This window comes from Streptomyces sp. NPDC005551 (assembly GCF_042871785.1).
Classification (GTDB): Bacteria; Actinomycetota; Actinomycetes; order Streptomycetales; family Streptomycetaceae; genus Streptomyces.
In genome coordinates this window covers 573,455-595,039 of record NZ_JBIAJE010000006.1, presented here as the reverse complement: position 1 = coordinate 595,039, position 21,585 = coordinate 573,455, and the positions used below count along the sequence as shown (strand labels likewise).

The window sequence follows — 21,585 nt, the reverse complement described above, 5'->3', positions numbered from 1 at the left end:
GGTACGCCCCATGGACCCCATGGCAGCGCACCATAACTGACGTGTCGTCAGATGACGATGCCCGCGACGTCCGTGGCCCCGGACACCACGTCGCGGGGGGGGGGGGGGGGGGGGGGGGGGGGGGCGCCCGGCCCCCCCCCCCCCCCCCCCCCCCCCGCCGCGGGGCTCACGCCTCGTCGTCGTTGACCCAGCTCATGAGCTTGCGGAGCTCCTTGCCGGTGGTCTCCAGGAGGTGGTTCTCGTCCTGGGTCTTGTACTCGTTGTACTTCTTCAGGCCGCCGTGGTACTCGTCCATCCACTGCTGGGCGAACGTGCCGTCCTGGATCTCCGTGAGGACCTTCTTCATCTCCGCCTTGGTGGCGTCGGTGATGATCCGCGGGCCGGTGATGTAGTCGCCCCACTCGGCGGTCTCGGAGACCGACCAGCGCATCTTCTCCAGGCCGCCCTCGTACATCAGGTCGACGATGAGCTTCAGCTCGTGGAGGCACTCGAAGTACGCGATCTCCGGCTGGTAGCCGGCCTCGGTCAGCGTCTCGAAGCCCGCCTTGACCAGCGCGGCCGTACCACCGCAGAGAACGGCCTGCTCACCGAACAGGTCGGTCTCGGTCTCCTCGGTGAACGTCGTCTTGATGACGCCGGCGCGGGTGCCGCCGATGCCCTTGGCGTACGAGAGCGCCAGCGCGAACGCGTCGCCGGTGGCGTCCTGCTCGACGGCCGCGATGCAGGGAACGCCGCGGCCCTCCTCGTACTGACGGCGCACCAGGTGGCCCGGGCCCTTCGGGGCGACCATGCACACGTCGATGCCGGCCGGGGGCTTGATGAAGCCGAAGCGGACGTTCAGGCCGTGGCCGAAGAACAGCGCGTCGCCGTCGTTCAGGTTGTCCTTGATGGACTCCTCGTAGACCTGGGCCTGGATCGGGTCCGGGACCAGGATCATGATGACGTCGGCCTCGGCCGCCGCCTCCGACGGCGTCACCACGCGCAGGCCCTGCTCCTCGGCCTTGGCCTTGGACTTGGAGCCCTCGTGCAGACCGACGCGGACGTCGACACCCGAGTCACGGAGCGACAGCGCGTGGGCGTGGCCCTGGCTGCCGTAACCGATGACCGCGACCTTGCGGCCCTGGATGATGGACAGGTCGGCATCGTCGTCGTAGAACAGCTCGGCCACTGGGGATCTCCTTGGTGTGCTGGTGTTGCGTCCCACCGTACGGCGGGCGAGGGAGGGGAAGTCTTCGGGTCTCGGAATACGGGCGGTCGGCGACTGCGAGCCGTCCGTTTCCGGTCGTACCGGAGCCGGGGACGGGCCGTCCCCGGCGCCGGCGGTCAGGCGGACCGGTCGAGGGCGCGCAGCGACCGGTCGGTGATCGAGCGGGCGCCGCGGCCGATGGCGATCGTGCCTGACTGGACGAGCTCCTTGATACCGAACGGCTCCAGCATCCTGAGCATGGCCTCCAGCTTGTCGCTGCCGCCGGTGGCCTCGATGGTGACGGCCTCCGGGGAGACGTCGACGGTCTTGGCGCGGAACAGCTGGACGATCTCGGTGATCTGGGAGCGCGTCTCGTTGTCGGCGCGCACCTTCACCAGAACGAGTTCCCGCTGAACGGCGGAACCCGGCTCCAGTTCGACGATCTTCAGGACGTTGACGAGTTTGTTGAGCTGCTTGGTCACCTGCTCCAGCGGCAGGTCGGCGACGCTCACCACGATCGTGATGCGGGAGATGTCGGGGTGCTCGGTGACACCGACCGCGAGCGAGTCGATGTTGAAGCCGCGACGCGAGAACAGGGCGGTGATCCGGGCGAGGACGCCCGGCTTGTTCTCGACCAGGACGGAGAGCGTGTGCTTGGACATGGGTCTCGTTCCTTTTCCTACGGCCCTCAGTCGTCTTCGTTGTCGCCGAAGTCGGGGCGGACGTCCCGGGCGGCCATGATCTCGTCGTTCGAGGTGCCGGCGGCGACCATCGGCCACACCATCGCGTCCTCGTGGACGATGAAGTCCACGACGACCGGGCGGTCGTTGACCGAGTTCGCCTCCTCGATGACCTTGTCGAGGTCGGCCGGGGACTCGCAGCGGATGGCGTAGCAGCCCATGGCCTCCGACAGTTTCACGAAGTCGGGGACGCGGGTGCCCGCACTGGGCTCCTTGCCGCTCGCCCCGGGGCCGGAGTGCAGCACGGTGTTGGAGTACCGCTGGTTGTAGAAGAGGGTCTGCCACTGGCGGACCATCCCGAGGGCACCGTTGTTGATGATGGCGACCTTGATCGGGATGTTGTTCAGGGCGCAGGTGGTGAGTTCCTGGTTGGTCATCTGGAAGCAGCCGTCGCCGTCGATCGCCCAGACCGTCCGGTCCGGGACGCCGGCCTTGGCGCCCATCGCGGCCGGGACCGCGTAGCCCATCGTCCCGGCGCCGCCGGAGTTCAGCCAGGTCGCGGGCCGCTCGTACCGGATGTAGTGCGCGGCCCACATCTGGTGCTGGCCGACGCCCGCCGCGAAGACCGTGCCCTCGGGCGCGAGTTGGCCGATGCGCTCGATCACCTGCTGCGGCGACAGCGAGCCGTTGTCGGGCTGCTCGTAGCCCAGCGGGTACGTCTCGCGCCAGCGGTCGAGGTCCTTCCACCAGGCGGTGTAGTCGCCCTGGTGGCCGTCGCTGTGCTCCTTCTGGACGGCCTGGACCAGGTCGGCGATGACCTCGCGGGCGTCACCGACGATCGGCACGTCGGCGGCGCGGTTCTTGCCGATCTCGGCCGGGTCGACGTCGGCGTGGACGATCTTGGCGAACGGGGCGAAGCTGTCCAGCTTGCCGGTGACGCGGTCGTCGAAGCGGGCTCCGAGGGCGACGATCAGGTCGGCCTTCTGCAGCGCGGTGACGGCGGTGACCGCACCGTGCATGCCCGGCATTCCCACGTGCAGCGGGTGGCTGTCGGGGAATGCGCCGAGCGCCATCAGGGTGGTGGTGACGGGCGCTCCGGTGAGTTCGGCGAGGACCTTCAGTTCTGCGGTGGCCCGGGCCTTCAGGACGCCGCCGCCGACGTACAGGACCGGCCGCTTCGCGGCGGTGATCAGCTTGGCGGCCTCGCGGATCTGCTTGGCGTGCGGCTTGGTCACCGGGCGGTAGCCGGGCAGGTCCTGGGTGGGCGGCCAGCTGAAGGTGGTCTGTGCCTGGAGGGCGTCCTTGGCGATGTCGACGAGGACGGGACCGGGGCGGCCGGTGGAGGCGATGTGGAAGGCCTCCGCGATCGTCCGCGGGATGTCCTCGGCCTTGGTCACCAGGAAGTTGTGCTTGGTGATCGGCATCGTGATGCCGACGATGTCGGCCTCCTGGAAGGCGTCCGTGCCGATCGCCTTGGAGGCGACCTGGCCGGTGATGGCGACCATCGGCACGGAGTCCATGTGGGCGTCGGCGATCGGCGTGACCAGGTTGGTGGCGCCCGGTCCCGACGTCGCCATGCAGACGCCGACCCTGCCGGTGGCCTGCGCGTAGCCGGTGGCCGCGTGACCCGCACCCTGCTCGTGACGGACGAGCACGTGCCGAACGCGCGTCGAGTCCATCAGGGGGTCGTAGGCCGGAAGGATCGCACCGCCGGGAATGCCGAATACCGTGTCGGCCCCGACCTCCTCCAGAGAACGGATGAGGGACTGCGCACCCGTGACGCGCTCGGGGGCGGACTGATGTCCTCCGGAACGGGGCCGCGGCTGCGGATGGTGGGCCCCGGTGGCCTGGTCGGTCATCGGCATTCTCTTCTCGATGCTGAGGGTTTTTGCGAGGTTTGTGCGGTGTACGACAGGTGCCTGTGCAACAAAAAACCCCTCGTGCCGTGAGGCAAGCGAGGGGAGCGCGCCGGGTGCGGTCGCTGGGTGTTTCCGGATCGTCCTCCGGTGTGCCCCAGCTTCAGCCGACGCGCTTTCCAAGTACGAGAATTCGGGTGCGCATGGCATTGACCCTCCCTCCGGCACGCACCGGCTGTCAAGTGGGTGGGACGGGAGTCTCATTATGTGAACGCAGCACGGTGCCGCCCGCGAAGCCGACGGGGAGGCCGCCGCCGAACATCCCGGCGCCCTTGCCGGCGAACGCGGGCTCCACCGGGCCGTGCGGCACCGGACAGTGGCCGCGGGACAGCGCGCGCCGCAGCCGGTACTCGTCGAGGGGCCCGGAGAAGGCCATCCCCTGTCCGTGCGTGCAGCCCATCGCGCGCAGGGCGACGACCTGCTCTGGGAGATCCACCCCGTCGGCCACGGACTGCAGCCCGAGGTCGGTGGCGATGCGCAGCAGCCCGCTGGTGATCTTGTGCAGCCGGGCGGACTCGACGACCCCCTCGATCAGGCCGCGGTCGAGTTTCAGTACGTCGACGGGGAGCCGCCGCAGGGCGGTGATGGCCGCGTAGCCGCTGCCGAAGCCGTCCAGGGCGATCCGGACGCCCATGCGCCGCAGGGCGTTCAGGCGGCGCTCCAGCTCGTCCAGGGAGACCCGGGGGTCCATGTCGGACAGCTCGACGACCAGGCCGCCCGAGGCGAGGCCGTGCCGGGTGAGCAGCGCCTCGACGGAGCCGAGCGGCATCGAGCGGTCCAGCAGCCTGCGGGCGCTCATCCGGACGGCGACGGGCACGGGCAGGCCGTGGGCCGCGCGCTCGGCGGCGTGCTGGACGGCCTGCTCCAGCACCCAGCGGCCGAGCTCGGAGGTGCGGTCGCTGTCCTCGGCCACGCGCAGGAACTCGGCCGGGGTGAAGAAGACGCCCTGGGAAGAGCGCCAGCGCGCCTGGGCGGCGACCGACGAGATCCGGCCGGTCTCCAGGGAGACCACCGGCTGGTGGAGCAGCGCGAACTCGCCGTCGTGCAGGGCGGCCCGCAGCCGTGTCGCCAGTTCCGCCTTGCGGACGACGTCCTGCTGCATCTGGGGTGCGTACAGCTCGACGCGGCCCTTGCCCGCGCCCTTGGCCCGGTACATGGCGAGGTCCGCGTTGCGCAGCAGCTCGCCCGCGCCGAGGCCCGGTTCCGCGAAGGCGACTCCGATGGAGGCGGCGACCCGGACATCGTTGCCGTCGATGGCGTACGGCTGGGACAGGGTGATCCTGAGCCGGTCGGCGAGTTCCATGATGTGACGCTCGCGCGCGGTGCGGTCGCGGGTGCCGTCGCCGACGATGAGGGCCGCGAACTCGTCGCCGCCGAGGCGGGCGGCCGTGTCGCCCTGCCGTACGGAGTCCTGGAGCCTGCAGGCGGCCTGGACGAGGAGCTCGTCGCCCGCCTGGTGCCCGATGGTGTCGTTCACCGCCTTGAAGCCGTCGAGGTCGATGAAGAGGACGGCGGTGCCGCGGTCGGAGGAGCGGCGGCCGGACAGCGCCTGCTGCACACGCCGGGTGAACAGGGCGCGGTTGGGCAGGTCGGTGAGCGGGTCGTGCTCGGCGTTGTGCTGCAACTGCGCCTGGAGCCGGACCCTTTCGGTCACGTCACGGCTGTTGAAGATGAGGCCGCCGTGGTGGCGGTTGACGGTGGACTCCACGTTGAGCCAGCCGCCGTCACCCGACTTGAAGCGGCACTCGATGCGGGCGGTGGGTTCCTCGCTGTGGCCGGCGGCCAGGAAACGGCGCACCTCGTGCAGCACGGACCCGAGGTCCTCGGGGTGGATCAGGGCGGCCAGCTCGGAGCCGACGAGCTCCTCGGCGGGCCGGCCGTAGACCCCGGCGGCGGCCGGACTCACGTACCGAAGGATGCCGTTGGGCGCGGCGATCATGATGACGTCGCTGGAGCCCTGGACCAGGGAGCGGAAGTGGTTCTCCTTCTGGGCCAGTTCCTGGGTGAGCGTGATGTTGTCGAGAAGCATGATGCCCTGGCGCACGACGAGGGCGAGGACGACCGTGCCGCCGGTGATCAGCACGACACGGTCGACGCTGTGGCCGTTCAGCACGTTGTAGAGAATGCCCAGGGTGCAGACCGCGGCGGCCAGATAGGGCGTGAGCGCGGCCAGCGAACCGGTGATGGGCCGGGTGGCCGGAAACCGTCCCCGGTCGCCGCCGGGCACGGAGCCCGGGAGCGGAGTGTGTCCCGGTACGGATCCCGGCGGTGGCGGAGCGTGTCCTGGCGGGGATCCCGGCGGTGGCGAAGCGTGGCCGGGCGCGGGGAGAGGGCCCTGTCGCGGTCCGCGGACGGGACCGCCGGGACGCTGCCCGGGGACGTGCTCGTGGACCACGCGCGTGTACCCCTCGGCGTCCGGGTGCCCGGGGCCCCCGCCGGCCCAGGGGGCGTAGGCGAGCAGCAGGGAACCGGCGAACCAGCCCGCGTCCAGGAGCTGTCCCGAGCGGTAGCCGTTGTGCAGCAGGGGCGAGGTGAACAGGGCGTCGCACATCACCGTCAGGGCGAGCGCGCCGATGGCGGTGTTCACCGCGGACCGGTTCACCGCCGACCGCCGGAAGTGCAGCGCGAGAACCATGCTGACCAGGGCGATGTCCAGGAGCGGGTAGGCGAGGGAGAGCGCGGTGTGCGGGACGCTCGGCCCGCCCGTCTTGGCCGCCTGCGCGAGCGCCAGACTCCACGACAGGGTGAGCAGCGAGCCGCCGATCAGCCACGCGTCCAGGGCCAGGCAGACCCAGCCGGCCTTGGTCACCGGCCTCTTGGCCAGCACGAGGAGACCCACGATGGCCGGCGGCGCGAAGCACAGGAAGAACAGGTCCGCGTAACTCGGGCTGGGCACGGCGATCCCGAGCACGACCTCGTACCACCCCCAGACCAGGTTGCCCAGCGCGGCCATCACGGAGGACAGCGAGAACAGCAGCCAGGCCGGCCGGAAGCGGATGCGCCGCCTGCGGGCGTACAGGAAGCAGGAGACCGCGGCGGTCCCCGCGGCGGCGCTCAGCCCGAAGTCGCCCATGACGAGAGCGGCATGGGGGGAACCCCAGCCGAACGCGGAACCGACGGCGTACGCGGCGCACACCAGGGCCAGGGCGAGCTGCGCCCGCAGGCTCGTCCCCCCGCCCGGCGCGGGACCGCGGGTGAGCAGCGCCCCGAGGAGCCGCGGCGTGCGCAGCGGCCCGTCGAAGGCGGCGGGCGGCGGGGAACTCACCGCGCCCACCCGGCCCGTGCCGCTCCCGGGTCCCGGCGGTCCCGGTGCGCGGGATGTGTGTGCCTCCTGCGGCCGCTGGGCCTGCGGTGCTGGTGGTGAGCGCCGTGGCCGGGTCCGCGTCTGCGCGTCATCGCGAGCCGGGGTCGCCGTCGGCGGCCCCGCCGCGTCGGATCGGTGGTCCATAGGCCGTGCATCGCCCGTCGCCCCCCTCGCAGTCCTGAACGCTCGTCCCCGGCGCCGAACGGTCCGCGGCGCAGCCCCTGTCGGGACGATACACCAGTCTCGTCACTCAGGGACATAGTTCCTCTACGCTCTGTAACTACCAGCGGGAACGCCGGTACGCACCGCGTCCGGAGGACTCCGGAGGGTGCCCGAAGCGGACGGGGAGTGAACGGTACGCGGTTCAAGCGCCCGTCGTGCGGACGACGTTCGCCAGCGGCTCCCCGCGCGCGAAGCGGTTCAGCTGTGCGACCAGGAGCCGCTTGGCGCGCGGCAGGAACGCGGACGTGGGCCCGCCGACGTGCGGGCTGACGAGCACACCCGGCGCGTGCCACAACGGATGGCCCGGCGGCAGCGGTTCGGGGTCCGTCACGTCGAGGGCCGCGGTGATCCGCCCGGTCTCCAGTTCGGCGAGCAGGGCCTTGGTGTCCACGACGGGCCCGCGGGCGACGTTCACGAGGAGGGCGCCGTCCTTCATGCGGGCGAGGAAGTCCGCGCCGGCCAGGCCACGGGTGCTGTCGTCGAGCGGGGTGGACAGGATGACGACGTCGGCGTCGGGCAGCAGGGCGGGCAGGTCGGTGAGCGGGTGCACCGGGCCGCGCTCCGTGGTGCGGGCTGAGCGCGCGACGCGCACGACCCGCGCGAGTTCGAAGGGCGCGAGCCGGTCCTCGATCGCGGCGCCGATCGACCCGTAGCCCACGATGAGGACGGACTTGTCGGCCAGCGCCGGACGGAAGCCGGACCGCCACTCCTCCCTGTCCTGTCCCCGGACGAAGTCGGGGATGCCGCGCAGCGAGGCGAGGACGAGCGTCAGGGCGAGTTCGCCGGTGCTGGCCTCGTGCACTCCGCGCGCGTTGCACAGCCGCACGCCCGGGCGCAGGTGTGCGAGGCCCGGTTCGACGTGGTCGATGCCCGCGGACAGGGTCTGGACGGCCCGCACGGACGTCATCCGGGGCAGCGGGCGCACGGAGACCTCCGCGCCCTTCATGTACGGCACCACGTAGAAGGCGCATGCGGCGGGGTCTGCGGGAAATTCCTGGTCGCCGTTCCAGAAGCGGTAGTCGAAGCCCGCGGGGAGGCCCTCGATCTCGTCCGCGCCGAACGGAAGCCACACATCGGAAGTCATGGTCAGGAGGCTATGCGAAGGCCGCGCCCGCCCATTGGTTAGTTTGGGGTGCCAGGAGAGGGAGGGTTCGGCCACGTGGAGCGCAGGACGATCGGTGCGGCGACGCTCGATGTGGGGGCCGTGGGCCTGGGGTGCATGCCGATGAGCTGGGCGTACAGCGGCTCGCGGCAGCGGGGTGAGGAGTCGCTGCGGACCGTGCACCGGGCTCTCGACGTGGGCTCGTCGCTGCTGGACACCGCCGACATGTACGGCCCGTTCACCAACGAGCTGCTGGTGGGGCGGGTGTTGAGGGAGCGGCGCGCCGAGGCGTTCGTCTCGACCAAGGTCGGGCTGCTGGTGGGCGAGCAGCACATCGTGGCCAACGGCCGCCCCCGCTACGTGAAACGGGCCTGCGACGCCTCGCTGCGCCGGCTGCAGACGGACGTGATCGATCTCTACCAGCTGCACCGCGCGGACCCGGAGATACCGGTCGAGGAGACCTGGGGCGCGATGGCGGAGCTGGTGGCGGCGGGGAAGGTGCGCGCGCTGGGGCTGTGTGCGGTGGGCGCGCGCTCCCGCCGCCGGGCGGGTGCCCGGCTGCACGACGGGACGATCCGGCAGCTGGAGCGGGTGCAGCAGGTGTTCCCGGTGAGCGCCGTGCAGGCCGAGCTGTCGGTGTGGTCGCCGGAGGCGCTGGACGCGCTGCTGCCGTGGTGCGCGGCACGCGGGGTGGGTTTCCTCGCCGCGATGCCGCTCGGCAACGGGTTCCTGACCGGGACGCTGACACCCGGCGAGGGCTTCGAACGGGACGACCTGCGCGCCAGGCACCCCCGCTTCACGGCCGAGATGATGGCCGCCAACCAGCCGATCGTCGTCGGACTGCGCCGGATCGCCGAACGGTACGGCGCCGGGGTGACCCCGGCGCAGGTGGCCCTGGCCTGGGTCCTGGCCCAGGGCCCGCACGTGGTGCCGGTGCCCGGCGCCAAGCGGGAGCGGTGGGTGACGGAGAACGCGCGCGCGGGGGAACTGCGGCTGACGGCGGAGGATCTGGCCCGGGTGGCGCGCCTGCCGCCGGCCCAGGGATCCTGGGACTGACCGAAGTTCCCGGCACCGGCCGCGCTTGATCGGGAACCTGTGGGCCGCGAGCGGTGTATGAACAGGAGGACCGCCGCGTCGAAGGGACCTTGATCGTGCAACGTCGAGCTGTGACGGCCGTGTTGGCCATGTCCGCGCTCCTACTGACGGCAGGCTGTTCCTCCGGTGACGGAGGAGGGCCGGACGTCACCGCCGGCGCGTCACCGGGCAGGACGAGCCCGGGGACCTCGTCCTCCGCGAAGCCCCCGGAGGACACCCCGCCCGCGAAGGGCTCGGTCGAGGTGGTGCGCACGGTCACCGAGGGTCTGAAGACCCCCTGGGGCCTGGCCCCGCTGCCGGGCGGCGACCTGCTCGTCTCCTCCCGCGACGAGGGCACGATCACCCGCGTCGACGCGAAGACGGGCAGGAAGACGGAGCTGGGCCGGGTGCCGGGAGTGGCCGCGGAGGGCGAGGGCGGCCTCCTGGGCCTCGCCCTGTCCCCCGAGTACGCCTCGGACCACATGGTCTACGCGTACTTCACCACCGCGTCGGACAACCGCATCGTCCGCATGCTGTACGAGGACGAAAAGCCGGCGGGCGAGCAGCTGGGCGCCCCGGACACGGTCTTCAGAGGCATCCCCAAGGGGTTCATCCACAACGGCGGGCGGATCGCGTTCGGCCCGGACAGGATGCTGTACGCGGGCACGGGCGAGACCGGCGACAAGGGCCTGGCCCAGGACAGGAAGTCACCGGCCGGCAAGATCCTCAGGATGACGCCGGAGGGCGAGCCGGCCCCGGGCAACCCCTTCGACGGCTCCGTCGTCTACTCGTACGGCCATCGCAACGTCCAGGGCCTCGCCTGGGACGACAAGCAGCGTCTGTGGGCGTCCGAGTTCGGCCAGGACACCTGGGACGAGCTGAACCACATCGGTCCCGGTGACAACGACGGCTGGCCCGACGCCGAGGGCCGCAGCGACGACGGCAGCTTCAAGAACCCGGTCGCCCAGTGGCACACGGACGAGGCCTCCCCCAGCGGCATCGCCCTGGCGGAGGGCTCGGTCTGGATGGCGGGCCTGCGCGGCCGGTGCCTGTGGCGGATCCCCCTGGCGGGCACCAGCGCCTCGGCGAAGCCGCAGGCGTTCCTCAAGGGCGAGTACGGCCGGCTGCGCACGGTGGTCTCCGCGGGCAGCGACAGGCTGTGGCTGGTGACGAGCGAGACGGACGGCCGCGGGTCCCCCGGCGCCGGGGACGACAGGATCCTGGAGCTGGAGGTGAAGTAGGCGAAGGCGTCAGCCGGCGCCGGGCCGCTCGTGCGCCGGGTCGGCGCCCGCGACCCCGTCGTCTTCCGTGGCGGCCGGGACCGCGTCCGCAGGGGAAGCCGGGACCGCCGCTTCCGAGGAGGTTCCTTCCGCGGTCGCGTCCCGCTCCGGTGTCTGCCGCGCGCGGACGACCACCTTGCCCGAGGACAGGTCTATGGGCCCACGCCCCGGGTCGCCGTCGTTCAGGTCGACACGGGTCAGCTCCAGCCGCTTGCGTTCGTCGTCGGTGTGCTTGCGGCCCGGTGCGAACAGCTCCTCGAACATGTTGAACACGGCGCCTCCCTCGGCCCGGATCCCTACAGCGTAGGCCCCTGTCCCACCGCGTGGGTGGCCGGTGGCTCCGGGGGGAAGAGCCGCAGCCGGTGCGCCAGCGCCGCCGCCTCGCCGCGGCCGGAGACACCGAGCTTGGCGAGGATGTTGGAGACGTGGACGCTGGCCGTCTTGGGCGAGATGAACAGCCGCTCGGCTATCTGGCGGTTGCTGCGGCCCGCGGCCACCAGACGCAGCACGTCGCGCTCGCGGCTGGTCAGGCCGAGTGCTTCCACCGGGTCGGCGGCGGCCCGCGCGGTCCCGGCGGGGGCGTGGGCGAGGGGGATACGGGCACGCCGGGCGAGCACGGCGACGGAGTCGGCGAGGGGACGGGCGCCGAGATGGACGGCGGCCTCCCGGGCCAGCCGCAACAGCTCCCTGGCGCGGGCCCGTTCGTCGTCGCCCGCGCCGGAGGCGAGCAGCGCCTCGGCGAGCCGGTGCCGGACGCGGGCCAGGTCGTAGGGGCGCGCCAGGGGTTCGACGGCGGTGACGACTTCGGACCAGGCGTGCGGGTCCGACGCCCCTTCGGCGCGGCGCAGTTCCGCGCGCACCCACCGCTCGTACGCCTGCCAGATGGGTGCCCCGGTGGCGAGGGAGCGGGCGGCCCCGCGGATGCGGTCGAGGACCTCCGTGCGGCCCGGTGCCGCCTCGGGCAGGTCGCGGGCGTCGGCCTCGGCGGTGGTGCCGGCCAGCAGCAGCGGCCAGCCGTAGCGCTGGGTGCCGGGCGGGAAACCGGCGTCCAGGGCCTCGTGCAGCGCGGTGCGGGCGTCCAGGAGACGGCCCTCGCAGGCGGCGACGCCGATGGTGATGCGCAGCAGCGGCAGGGAGTTCTGGGGCATCGGGTCGTGGGTGCCGTAGAAGCCGCGGGCGGCGGCCAGGTGGCGGGCGGCCCCGGCCATGTCGCCCCGGGCGAGGGCGATGTGGGCGAGCCGGGTGGATCCGCCGCCGCGGGGCTTGGCGCTCTGGCCGGTGGTGTGCGCGTTCGTCGCGGCCTCGGTCGCCTCGTCCCAGCGGCCGAGCGAGTAGAGCGACTCGGAGAGGTTGGTCCACACCCAGGCCTCGGAGTCCAGCAGGCCCATCCGCCGGGTGAGTTGTATCCCCTCGCGGAGGATGGCGACCGACTCCTCGGAGCGGCCGACGCCCTCCAGGACGGACGGCAGGTTCACATGGCTGCGGCCCACGACATGGGTGACGCCGCGCTCCACGACCCGGTCCCTGACCTCGTACATCTCGGCGAGCCCGGCCTCGACGTCACCGGCGTCGACCATCAGGCCGCCGAGGGTGAGCCGGGCGTTCAGCTCGATGTCGTCGGCGCCGACCATGCGCGCGTACTCGACGGCGCGCTGGGCGTCGGAGAGCGCGTCGGGTCCCGGTTCGTGCAGCATGGACCAGCCGGCGACCATGGCGAGGACCTCGGCGTGCACCTCCGAGGGCGGCAGGCCCCGTACCAGCTCCTGCGCGGTGGCGAGTTCCTTCCAGCCGTCGCCGCGGGCCTGGCCCTGGACGAGACGGGAGCGCTGGACCCAGAACCAGGCCGCGCGCAACGGGTCCTGCTCGTCCTCGAGGAGGCGCAGCGCCCGCTTGGTGATCTTCATGGCGCGCTCGCGCTCCCCGCACAGGCGCCCCGCGACGGCGGCCTCGGCCATCAGGTCGAGATAGCGCAGGGGCGTGGTGGCCGGGGCGCAGCCGCAGGGCGGGTACACCTCGGCGTAGTCGACGGGACGCAGTCCGGCCCGTACGGCCTCGGGGGCGACGTCCCACAGCTCCATCGCCCGCTCCAGCAGCCGCAGTTGCTCCGAGGGGGCGTGCCGGCGGCGGGCCTCGACCGAGGCGTGGAGGACGGCCGGCAGGGCCTTGGCGGCGTCATGGGCGTGGTACCAGTAGCTCGCCAGCCGGGTGGCGCGTTCGTCGGCCGGTACGAGTTCCGGGCGGGCCTCCAGGGCTTCGGCGTACCGGCGGTTGAGGCGCGAGCGCTCGCCCGGCAGCAGGTCGTCGCTGACGGCCTCGCGGACCAGGGAGTGACGGAAGCGGTAGCCGTCGCCGCCGGGCGCGGGCAGCAGGATGTTGGCGCCGACGGCCGCGCGCAGCGCCTCGATCAGGTCGTCCTCGGCGAGCCGGGCCACGGCGGCGAGGAGCGGGTGCTCGACGGTGGAGCCGCCCTCGGCGACGATCCGGGCGACCCGCTGGGCGTCCTCGGGGAGCCCTTCGACACGGACGAGCAGCAGGTCGCGGAGCGAGTCGGTGAGACCGGCGCAGCAGTCCTCGGGGGAGGCGACGGCGAGTTCCTCGACGAAGAAGGCGTTCCCGTCGGAGCGTTCGAAGATCTGGTCGACCTGGGCGGGGTCGGGCTCGTGGGCGAGGATCCCGGCGATCTGGCGGCCGACCTCGGCGCGGCTGAAACGGCCCAGTTCGATCCGGCGGACCGTGCGGAGCCGGTCGAGCTCGGCGAGCAGGGGACGCAGGGGGTGACGCCGGTGGATGTCGTCGGCGCGGTAGGTGGCGACGACGACGAGGCGGCCGCTGCGCAGGGTGCGGAAGAGGTAGGCGAGGAGGTGCCGGGTGGAGGCGTCGGCCCAGTGCAGGTCCTCCAGGGCGAGGACCACCGTGCGGTCGGCGGCGACGCGCTCCAGGAGGCGGGCGGTGAGCTCGAAGAGGCGGGCCATGCCGTTCTCGTCGTGTCCCCGTCCGCGGGTGGCCTCGCCGAGTTCCGGCAGGAGCCGGGCCAGTTCCTCCTCCTGTCCGGCGGCCGCGGCGGCGAGTTCGCCGGGAAGCTCGCGGCGCAGGGCGCGCAGCGCGCCGGAGAAGGGGGCGAAGGGCAGTCCGTCGGCGCCGATCTCGACGCAGCCGCCGACTGCGACGACGGCTCCCTCGGCGCCGGCCGCGGTGGCGAACTCCTCGAGGAGGCGGGTCTTGCCGACACCGGCCTCGCCGCCGAGCAGCAACGCCTGGGGCTCGCCCGCGGCGGCGCGGGCGAGCGCATCGTGCAGCGCGTCCAGTTCGTCGGCTCGACCGATGAACACCGGGCTGACAGACCTGGTTTCCACAGCGCCGAGCATCGCACAGGGGTCCGACGGAGCGGCACCGGTTATCGGGGGCGTGCCCGCCGGACGCCGCTCGCGGACGGTGTCCGGCACGCCGACGGGAACGGCCGTCGTCCCGGCAGCCGGGCCGGCTGCCGGGACGACGGTGTTCTCCCCGGGAGGGCGGCCGACCCCCGTACGGCCGCCCTCTCCCGCCCGGACGCTCACGCGGCCCGGGCGAACCGGTGCCCGCGGGGACGGTCCGTATGGGACCGCCCTCCGGCGTCGTGGCGGGCCGACTCCTGCGCGGCGGCGCGGCGGGCGGCGCGGCGGCCGCGGAGGGCCTCCCGCACCAGGCGGTGGTTCTCGGCCCGGCGGATCAGGTCGGCGGAACGGGTCTGGTGGATCTCGTACTCGTACATCTCGTGTCCCCTGGTGAAGAGTCGGTCTCGGCGTCGCTCTGTGCGATGACTCAACCTTCGTCTCCCAGGGGGGTCCGGCACATCGGGAGAGTTCCGCATCTTGAACGCGCGAGGGGCCTTAGACCGGCCGTGAACGGCTCACGGCGGGTCTAAGGCCCCTCAGGTGATGCGGGCTTCGCGGTGTCTCAGCCGGCGGAGGGCAGTCCGAGCAGCAGGTCGGAGTACTTGGCGACGGCGAGCAGCAGCCCGAGGACGCCGAGCGCGACGCCCGCCCAGGCGACCGACTTGATCCAGGGGGCCTGGGGCCTGCCGGGGGCGCCGAAGGCGGGGCGGGCCAGCACCACGGCGCCGACGATCAGGGCCGCCAGCGCGAAGAGGCCGCCGACCAGCGCGGTGGCCTGCCAGGCATCTCCGTAGACCTCCTGGACCTGCTTGGCGACGCTCGCGGACGAGGAGGTCTGCAGCTGGCCGACGAGGGTCTCGCGCGCGGCGGCCACGGTGGCGACCCAGCTGCCGGTGAGCGAGACGACCCCGAGTCCGGCGGAGACGACGGCGGCGGCGCCCTGGCCCACGCCGGACGCGGGCCCGGCGGCTCCGGGGGTCTCGGCGGCCTCCCGGTCCTCGGCCTGCGCCTCGGTCCTCTCCCCGTCCTGCTCCTCGGCCACCGTCGCCGGCGCGGCGGTCTTGGTGACGTCCACGGTCTTCTCGTCGCTCTGCGCCTCGGTGCCGGTCTCGGTCCCGGCGTCGTCGGCTGTCTTGGTTCCCATGCGGGGCACGGTACGGACGGAGTCTGAGAGGTTTCTTAATGTTGTCTGTGTCCGTACATAACGATCGGCGCACGAGGCGACGCGGCCGACCCGGCCGACCCCAGGCGGCGCCACCGGGCGTCCGTCGTCACCTGGCACGCGCCGCCGGGCGTCCGTCCTCACCCGGCGGCATCCGCCGCGTCCCGCCGCCGCTCGGCCGTCCGTGCGTCGGTCGGCGTGCGGCTGCCCGGGACGGCCGCACGGGAGACGTGGGCGGCGCGGCACTCGGGCGGTTCGATGCTGATGCGCGGCAGCCGTCTGTCGAGCCAGCCCGGCAGCCACCAGTTGGCGCCGCCCAGGAGGTGCATCAGGGCGGGGACGAGCAGGGTGCGCAGCACGAAGGCGTCGAGGGCGACGGCCGCGGCGAGGGCGATGCCGAACATCGCGATGACGCGGTCGCCGCTGAGCACGAAGGCGAGGAAGACCGAGATCATGATGACGGCCGCCGAGTTGATGACGCGGCTGGTCTCGGCGAGGCCGACCCGGACGGCCCGCCGGTTGTCGCCCGTCTCCAGCCACTCCTCGTACATCCGGCTGACCAGGAAGACCTGGTAGTCCATGGAGAGCCCGAAGAGGACCGAGACCATGATCACGGGCAGGAAGGGCTCGATCGGCCCGGCCCTGCCGAGGCCGAGCAGTTCGCTGCCCCAGCCCCACTGGAAGATCGCCACCACCACGCCGAAGGCCGCGGCCACGGCGGCGATGTTCATGACGGCGGCCTTCAGGGGGATGCCGAGGGACCGGAAGGCGACCAGGAGCAGCAGGCAGCCGAGTCCGATCACGACGCCCACGAACAGCGGGAGTTTGCCGACGATGACGTCCGCGAAGTCGTCGTAGCTCGCCGTCACCCCGCCGACGTGCAGATCGAGCGAGGTGCCCGCCCCGGCGCGCGGCAGCACCTCGCCCCGCAGCCGGTCGACGAGCTCGCTGGTCCGCCGGGACTGCGGCGCCGACTCCGGGACGACGGTGAGGTACGCGGTGTCGCCCGCGGAGTTGTACGTCACCGGTGTCACCGCCGCGACGCCCTCGGTGGACCGGAGGGTGGCGTCGAGGTTGTCGAGCGCAAGCCGGTCCGCGCCGCCGCCGACGGGCGTGACGAGGGTCAGCGGGCCGTTCAGGCCGGGCCCGAAGCCTTCGCCGATGAGGTCGTAGGCCTGCCGGGTGGTCGACGACGTGGGGCCGTTGCCCTGGTCGGACGTGCCCAGGTGCAGGGAGAACGCGGGCAGGGCGAGCAGCGCCATGACGACGACGGCGAGGCCGCCGAGCAGCTTCGGCCGGCGCTCCACGAAGGCGGACCAGCGGGCGGCCAGTCCGGTCGGGATCTCCGGCTCGGGCCCGTGCTCGGACAGCCGTCGCCGCTCGCGCCGGTTCAGGGCGCGCGGGCCGATGAAGGACAGGAGGGCCGGCAGCAGGGTCACCGAGGCGGCGACGGTGAGGACCACGGTCAGGGAGGCGGCGACGGCCACTCCGTTGAGGAAACCGAGCCGCAGGATGAGCATGCCGAGCAGGGCGATGCAGACGGTGGCGCCCGCGAAGACGACCGCCCGGCCGGTGGTGGCCACGGCGTTCTGCGCGGCCTCGGCCACCGGGAGTCCGCGTCTGAGGCCCCGCCGGTGCCGGGTCACGATGAACAGCGCGTAGTCGATGCCCACCCCGAGCCCGACCAGCATGCCCAGCATGGGGGCGAAGTCGGCGACGGTCATGGCGTGCCCGAGGAGGACGATCGCGGCGTACGCGGTGCCGACGCCGACGAGCGCGGTGGCGATGGGCAGCATGGAGGCGGCGAACGAACCGAAGGCGAGGAAGAGGACCACGGCGGCGACGAGCACGCCGACGACCTCGGCGAGATGCCCGCCCGCCGACTCGGTGGCCGCGACGGCGGTGCCGCCCAGTTCCACCTGGAGCCCGTCGGTCGCTGCGGCTCTGGCGGTGTCCACGACGGCCTGCGCCTCGGCCTTGCCGACGGTCTCGGCCCGGCCGTCGAAGGTGACCGCCGCGTACGCCGTACGTCCGTCGGCGCTGATCTGCCCGCTGTGCCGTCCCTCGTACGGGCTGACGACCGAGGCGACGCCGGGCAGGTCCGCGATCCGGTCCAGGGCGCGGGTCATCGTCTGCTCGACGTCGGCGGAGCGCACGGTGCCCGGGGTCGTGCGCCACACCACGGTGTCGCTGTCGCCGCCGACGCCCGGGAAGCCGTCCCGCAGGAGCTGGAACGCGCGGCCGGACTCGGTGCCGGGGACCTCGTAGTCGTTCGAGTACGCAGAGCCCGTGACGGCGGCGGCCGCGGTCGTGCCGCCGAGGGCGAGAAGCCACAGCAGGACGGCGACGAGGCGGTGCCGGACACACCAGCGCGCAAGGGCTGCCACGGACGTGCTCCCTGAATGATGTACAAGTCTTTGATCGGGAACAGCCGACGATGTAACTGAACAGCCCGCAAAGAACGTATGAGCAATGTTCAGACACTCTTACAGCCGGAAAAGATCCTTTGCCCGTTTCGTGGGCTTACTCACAGCGGCACGCGACACCTGACCGGCCAGGTCGGCGGGTTAGGTCGCTCACCGTGACGGCCGTGGACGCACCGAGGGGGACGCACCGGGATCGGCGCGTCCCCCTCGGGTGTACGGAGTTGCGGAGCTCAGCCCTCGCCGACGCCCAGCTTCTCCAGGATCAGCTCCTTGACGCGGGCCGCGTCGGCCTGGCCCCGGGTGGCCTTCATGACCGCGCCGACGAGCGCGCCCGCGGCCTGGACCTTGCCGCCGCGGATCTTGTCGGCGATGCCCGGGTTGCCGGCGATGGCCTCCTCGACGGCCGCCGTCAGCGCGCCCTCGTCGGAGACGACCTTCAGACCGCGCTTGTCGACGACCTCGTCCGGGGTGCCCTCGCCGGCCAGGACGCCCTCGATGACCTGGCGGGCGAGCTTGTCGTTGAGGTCGCCGGCGGCGACCAGCTGTGCCACCCGGGCGACCTGCGCCGGGGTGATCGGGAGGTCCTCCAGGGCCCGGCCCGACTCGTTGGCGCTGCGGGCCAGTTCGCCCATCCACCACTTGCGGGCGGAGGCGGCGTCGGCACCGGCCTCGATCGTGGCGACGATCGGGTCGATCGCGCCCGCGTTGAGGATCGACTGCATGTCGTGGGCGTTCACGCCCCACTCCTCGCGCAGCCGGTTGCGGCGGGCCAGCGGCTGCTCGGGCAGCCCCGCGCGCAGTTCCTCGACCCACTCGCGGGACGGGGCGACGGGGACGAGGTCGGGCTCCGGGAAGTACCGGTAGTCCTCGGCCTCCTCCTTCACCCGGCCCGAGGTCGTGGACCCCGTGTCCTCGTGGAAGTGGCGGGTCTCCTGGATGATCGTGCCGCCGGAGGAGAGGACAGCGGCGTGGCGCTGGATCTCGTACCGGGCCGCACGCTCCACGGAGCGCAGCGAGTTGACGTTCTTCGTCTCGCTGCGCGTGCCGAACTTCTCCCGGCCGTGCGGGCGCAGCGACAGGTTCACGTCGCAACGCATCTGGCCCATCTCCATGCGGGCCTCGGAGACGCCGAGCGCCTTGATGAGCTCGCGCAGCTCGGCGACGTACGCCTTGGCGACCTCGGGAGCACGCTCGCCCGCGCCCTCGATCGGCTTGGTGACGATCTCGATGAGCGGGATGCCGGCGCGGTTGTAGTCCAGGAGCGAGTGCGAGGCGCCGTGGATGCGGCCGGTGGCACCGCCCACGTGCGTGGACTTGCCGGTGTCCTCCTCCATGTGGGCGCGCTCGATCTCCACGCGGAAGACCTCGCCGTCCTCCAGCTGGACGTCCAGATAGCCGTTGAAGGCGATCGGCTCGTCGTACTGGGAGGTCTGGAAGTTCTTCGGCATGTCCGGATAGAAGTAGTTCTTCCGGGCGAAGCGGCACCACTCGGCGATCTCGCAGTGCAGCGCGAGACCGATCTTGATGGCGGACTCGACACCGATCGCGTTCACCACGGGCAGCGCGCCGGGCATGCCGAGGCAGATCGGGCAGGTCTGCGCGTTGGGCTCGGCGCCCAGCGTGGTGGAACAGCCGCAGAACATCTTCGTCTTGGTGCCGAGTTCGACATGGACTTCGAGGCCCATGACGGGGTCGTACGACGCCAGCGCGTCCTCGTACGACACCAGGTCGGTCGTGGTGGTCACGGTGAAAACTTCCCTCTCAGCCCAGCAGGACGTCGTCGTCGCCCAGGCGCTTGAGCTCCCGGTAGAGGATGGCGACGCCGGTGACGATTGCGGCGGCGGACACGGCGGCGTCGATCAGGCGCAGCGTGTCGTTGTCGGTGCGGGCCAGCTTGGCCTGCTTGGCGACGCTGAGCGCGCCGAAAGCGGTCGTGGCCATGGACAGGTAGAGGCCGGACTTGGACTTCTTGAAGCCTTGGGCCTTCGACAGGGTCTTGCTCACAGCGACGGAGCCTCCTCGATCAGCGGGTGCCCCCACCTTTCCACGAAGGCGGCCTCGACGGCGGCGCCGACCTTGTACAGCCTGTCGTCCTTCATCGCGGGGGCGATGATCTGCAGGCCGACCGGGAGGTTGTCCTCCGGCGCGAGACCGCAGGGCAGGGACATGGCCGCGTTGCCCGCCAGGTTGGTCGGGATGGTGCACAGGTCCGCGAGGTACATCGCCATCGGGTCGTCGGCGCGCTCGCCGATCGGGAAGGCGGTGGTGGGTGTGGTCGGCGAGACGATCACGTCGACCTGCTCGAAGGCCTTCTCGAAGTCGCGCGTGATGAGCGTGCGGACCTTCTGGGCGCTGCCGTAGTAGGCGTCGTAGTAGCCGCTGGACAGCGCGTACGTGCCGAGCATGATCCGGCGCTTGACCTCGTCGCCGAAGCCCGCCTCACGGGTGACGGCCGTGACGTCCTCGGCCGAGCGGGTGCCGTCGTCGCCGACGCGCAGGCCGTAGCGCAGGCCGTCGAAGCGCGCGAGGTTCGAGGAGCACTCGGAGGGCGCGATCAGGTAGTACGCCGACAGGGCGAGGTCGAAGGACGGGCAGTCCAGCTCGACGATCTCCGCGCCGAGCTCCTTCAGGAGGGCGACCGACTCGTTGAAGCGCTGGACGACACCGGCCTGGTAGCCCTCGCCGGAGAACTGCTTGACGACACCGACACGCATGCCGGCGACGCTGCCGTTGCGGGCGGCCTCGACGACCGGCGGGACCGGCGCGTCGATGGAGGTGGAGTCGAGCGGGTCGTGCCCGGCGATGACCTCGTGCAGCAGGGCCGCGTCCAGGACCGTACGGGCGCAGGGACCGCCCTGGTCGAGGGAGCTGGAGAAGGCGACCATGCCGTAGCGCGAGACGCCGCCGTACGTCGGCTTGACGCCGACGGTGCCGGTGACGGCCGCGGGCTGGCGGATCGAGCCGCCGGTGTCCGTGCCGATGGCCAGCGGCGCCTGGAAGGAGGCGAGCGCGGCGGAGGAGCCGCCGCCGGAGCCGCCGGGGATCCTGGTCAGGTCCCAGGGGTTGCCGGTCGGGCCGTACGCGCTGTTCTCCGTCGACGACCCCATGGCGAACTCGTCCATGTTGGTCTTGCCGAGGATGACGACGTCGGCGTCCTTCAGCCGCTTGGTGACGGTCGCGTCGTACGGCGGGATCCAGCCCTCGAGCATCTTGGAGCCGACCGTGGTCGGGACACCCTCGGTGGTGAAGATGTCCTTGAGCGCGAGGGGAACGCCGGCGAGGGGGCCGAGCCGCTCGCCCCGCTCCCGCTTGGCGTCGACGGCGCGGGCCTGGGCCAGCGCGCCCTCGCGGTCGACGTGCAGGAAGGCGTGGACCTTCTCGTCGACCGCGCCGATGCGGGCGAGGTGGGCCTCGGTGACCTCGACGGCGGTGAGCTCGCCGGCGGCGATCCTGCCGGCGATCTCCGCGGCGGTCAGCCTGATGATGTTGACGTTGGTGTCCGTCATGGTGATTAGTCCTCCCCCAGGATCTGCGGCACCTTGAAACGCCGCTGCTCCTGGGCCGGGGCGCCGGAGAGCGCCTGCTCGGGGGTGAGCGACGGACGGACCTCGTCCGCGCGCATGACGTTCGTCAGCGGCAGCGGGTGAGAGGTCGGCGGTACGTCTTGGTCGGCGACCTCGCTGACGCGGGCGACCGCGCCGATGATGTCGTCGAGCTGGCCTGCGAAGTGGTCGAGCTCTTCGCCCTTCAGCTCCAGACGCGCCAGCCGTGCGAGGTGGGCGACCTCCTCGCGCGTGATGCCAGGCATGCAGCGATCCTCTGGGGTGAGTGAGTGTGGTGGGGCCCCAATCCTATGGCG

Annotated in this window: 16 protein-coding genes; 2 read left to right on the top strand and 14 right to left on the bottom strand. The window is 72.2% G+C overall.

Features of this window, described 5'->3' with window-relative positions; genetic code table 11:
• Positions 1-166: 166 nt before the first annotated feature.
• From ilvC to ACFYP4_RS20685, 5 genes are all read right to left on the bottom strand, one after another.
• Positions 167-1,168 carry a ketol-acid reductoisomerase gene (gene ilvC / locus ACFYP4_RS20705; RefSeq protein WP_358855745.1) on the bottom strand — a complete coding sequence of 334 codons (1,002 nt, stop codon included), beginning with the start codon at positions 1,166-1,168 and terminating at the stop codon, positions 167-169.
• 155 nt (positions 1,169-1,323) lie between these two features.
• Positions 1,324-1,848: an acetolactate synthase small subunit gene (ilvN, locus tag ACFYP4_RS20700; protein WP_358855746.1), complete on the bottom strand. Its 525-nt coding sequence runs from the start codon at positions 1,846-1,848 to the stop codon at positions 1,324-1,326.
• A 26-nt stretch (positions 1,849-1,874) separates the two neighbouring features.
• Positions 1,875-3,731 (bottom strand): acetolactate synthase large subunit, encoded by a 1,857-nt coding sequence (locus ACFYP4_RS20695; RefSeq protein ID WP_358855747.1) that lies wholly within the window; start codon positions 3,729-3,731, stop codon positions 1,875-1,877.
• Between the two features lie 229 nt (positions 3,732-3,960).
• The gene (locus ACFYP4_RS20690) at positions 3,961-7,047 is read right to left on the bottom strand and encodes a putative bifunctional diguanylate cyclase/phosphodiesterase (protein ID WP_388786863.1); all 3,087 of its coding nucleotides are present in this window, start codon (positions 7,045-7,047) and stop codon (positions 3,961-3,963) included.
• A gap of 403 nt (positions 7,048-7,450) precedes the next feature.
• Complete coding sequence (locus ACFYP4_RS20685) at positions 7,451-8,392, bottom strand: 2-hydroxyacid dehydrogenase (RefSeq protein WP_358855749.1); 942 nt, start codon at positions 8,390-8,392, stop codon at positions 7,451-7,453.
• A 75-nt stretch (positions 8,393-8,467) separates the two neighbouring features.
• Between ACFYP4_RS20685 and ACFYP4_RS20680 the strand changes: the two genes are divergently transcribed.
• Both ACFYP4_RS20680 and ACFYP4_RS20675 read left to right on the top strand, forming a co-directional pair.
• Positions 8,468-9,466 (top strand): aldo/keto reductase, encoded by a 999-nt coding sequence (locus ACFYP4_RS20680; protein WP_358855750.1) that lies wholly within the window; start codon positions 8,468-8,470, stop codon positions 9,464-9,466.
• A 128-nt stretch (positions 9,467-9,594) separates the two neighbouring features.
• Positions 9,595-10,725, top strand: coding sequence for a PQQ-dependent sugar dehydrogenase (locus ACFYP4_RS20675; protein WP_388786902.1), 1,131 nt, complete (start codon positions 9,595-9,597; stop codon positions 10,723-10,725).
• A 9-nt stretch (positions 10,726-10,734) separates the two neighbouring features.
• Here ACFYP4_RS20675 and ACFYP4_RS20670 read toward each other — a convergent pair whose 3' ends face one another.
• The 9 genes from ACFYP4_RS20670 to gatC form a co-directional block, all read right to left on the bottom strand.
• Complete coding sequence (locus ACFYP4_RS20670; protein WP_388786899.1) at positions 10,735-11,028, bottom strand: DUF6191 domain-containing protein; 294 nt, start codon at positions 11,026-11,028, stop codon at positions 10,735-10,737.
• Between the two features lie 32 nt (positions 11,029-11,060).
• Positions 11,061-14,129: an AAA family ATPase gene (locus ACFYP4_RS20665; RefSeq protein WP_388786859.1), complete on the bottom strand. Its 3,069-nt coding sequence runs from the start codon at positions 14,127-14,129 to the stop codon at positions 11,061-11,063.
• A 188-nt stretch (positions 14,130-14,317) separates the two neighbouring features.
• Entirely contained in the window at positions 14,318-14,515 is a 198-nt protein-coding gene (locus ACFYP4_RS20660) for a hypothetical protein (RefSeq protein WP_358855972.1), read from the bottom strand.
• A 185-nt stretch (positions 14,516-14,700) separates the two neighbouring features.
• A complete protein-coding gene (locus tag ACFYP4_RS20655) occupies positions 14,701-15,282 on the bottom strand; it encodes a hypothetical protein (protein WP_388786856.1) in 582 nt (193 codons plus the stop codon).
• A 158-nt stretch (positions 15,283-15,440) separates the two neighbouring features.
• The gene (locus ACFYP4_RS20650) at positions 15,441-17,687 is read right to left on the bottom strand and encodes an MMPL family transporter (RefSeq protein WP_388786853.1); all 2,247 of its coding nucleotides are present in this window, start codon (positions 17,685-17,687) and stop codon (positions 15,441-15,443) included.
• A gap of 269 nt (positions 17,688-17,956) precedes the next feature.
• On the bottom strand, positions 17,957-19,471 hold the full coding sequence (gatB, locus tag ACFYP4_RS20645) for an Asp-tRNA(Asn)/Glu-tRNA(Gln) amidotransferase subunit GatB (RefSeq protein ID WP_358855975.1): 1,515 nt from the start codon (positions 19,469-19,471) through the stop codon (positions 17,957-17,959).
• A 16-nt stretch (positions 19,472-19,487) separates the two neighbouring features.
• On the bottom strand, positions 19,488-19,730 hold the full coding sequence (locus ACFYP4_RS20640) for a hypothetical protein (protein ID WP_358855976.1): 243 nt from the start codon (positions 19,728-19,730) through the stop codon (positions 19,488-19,490).
• The gene (gatA, locus tag ACFYP4_RS20635) at positions 19,727-21,232 is read right to left on the bottom strand and encodes an Asp-tRNA(Asn)/Glu-tRNA(Gln) amidotransferase subunit GatA (protein WP_358855977.1); all 1,506 of its coding nucleotides are present in this window, start codon (positions 21,230-21,232) and stop codon (positions 19,727-19,729) included. Before gatA ends, ACFYP4_RS20640 begins: the two co-directional genes overlap by 4 nt.
• A gap of 5 nt (positions 21,233-21,237) precedes the next feature.
• Complete coding sequence (gene gatC, locus ACFYP4_RS20630) at positions 21,238-21,534, bottom strand: Asp-tRNA(Asn)/Glu-tRNA(Gln) amidotransferase subunit GatC (RefSeq protein WP_190154674.1); 297 nt, start codon at positions 21,532-21,534, stop codon at positions 21,238-21,240.
• Positions 21,535-21,585: the final 51 nt, after the last annotated feature.

Bases quoted from the DNA above. Each gene is read 5' to 3' on its own strand.
- ilvN (WP_358855746.1), bottom strand. From the start codon at position 1,848: ATGTCCAAGCACACGCTCTCCGTCCTGGTCGAGAACAAGCCGGGCGTC.
- ACFYP4_RS20695 (WP_358855747.1), bottom strand. From the start codon at position 3,731: ATGCCGATGACCGACCAGGCCACCGGGGCCCACCATCCGCAGCCGCGG.
- ACFYP4_RS20685 (WP_358855749.1), bottom strand. From the start codon at position 8,392: ATGACTTCCGATGTGTGGCTTCCGTTCGGCGCGGACGAGATCGAGGGC.
- ACFYP4_RS20675 (WP_388786902.1), top strand. From the start codon at position 9,595: ATGTCCGCGCTCCTACTGACGGCAGGCTGTTCCTCCGGTGACGGAGGA.
- ACFYP4_RS20670 (WP_388786899.1), bottom strand. From the start codon at position 11,028: ATGTTCGAGGAGCTGTTCGCACCGGGCCGCAAGCACACCGACGACGAA.
- ACFYP4_RS20665 (WP_388786859.1), bottom strand. From the start codon at position 14,129: ATGCTCGGCGCTGTGGAAACCAGGTCTGTCAGCCCGGTGTTCATCGGT.
- ACFYP4_RS20660 (WP_358855972.1), bottom strand. From the start codon at position 14,515: ATGTACGAGTACGAGATCCACCAGACCCGTTCCGCCGACCTGATCCGC.
- ACFYP4_RS20655 (WP_388786856.1), bottom strand. From the start codon at position 15,282: ATGGGAACCAAGACAGCCGACGACGCCGGGACCGAGACCGGCACCGAG.
- gatA (WP_358855977.1), bottom strand. From the start codon at position 21,232: ATGACGGACACCAACGTCAACATCATCAGGCTGACCGCCGCGGAGATC.
- gatC (WP_190154674.1), bottom strand. From the start codon at position 21,534: ATGCCTGGCATCACGCGCGAGGAGGTCGCCCACCTCGCACGGCTGGCG.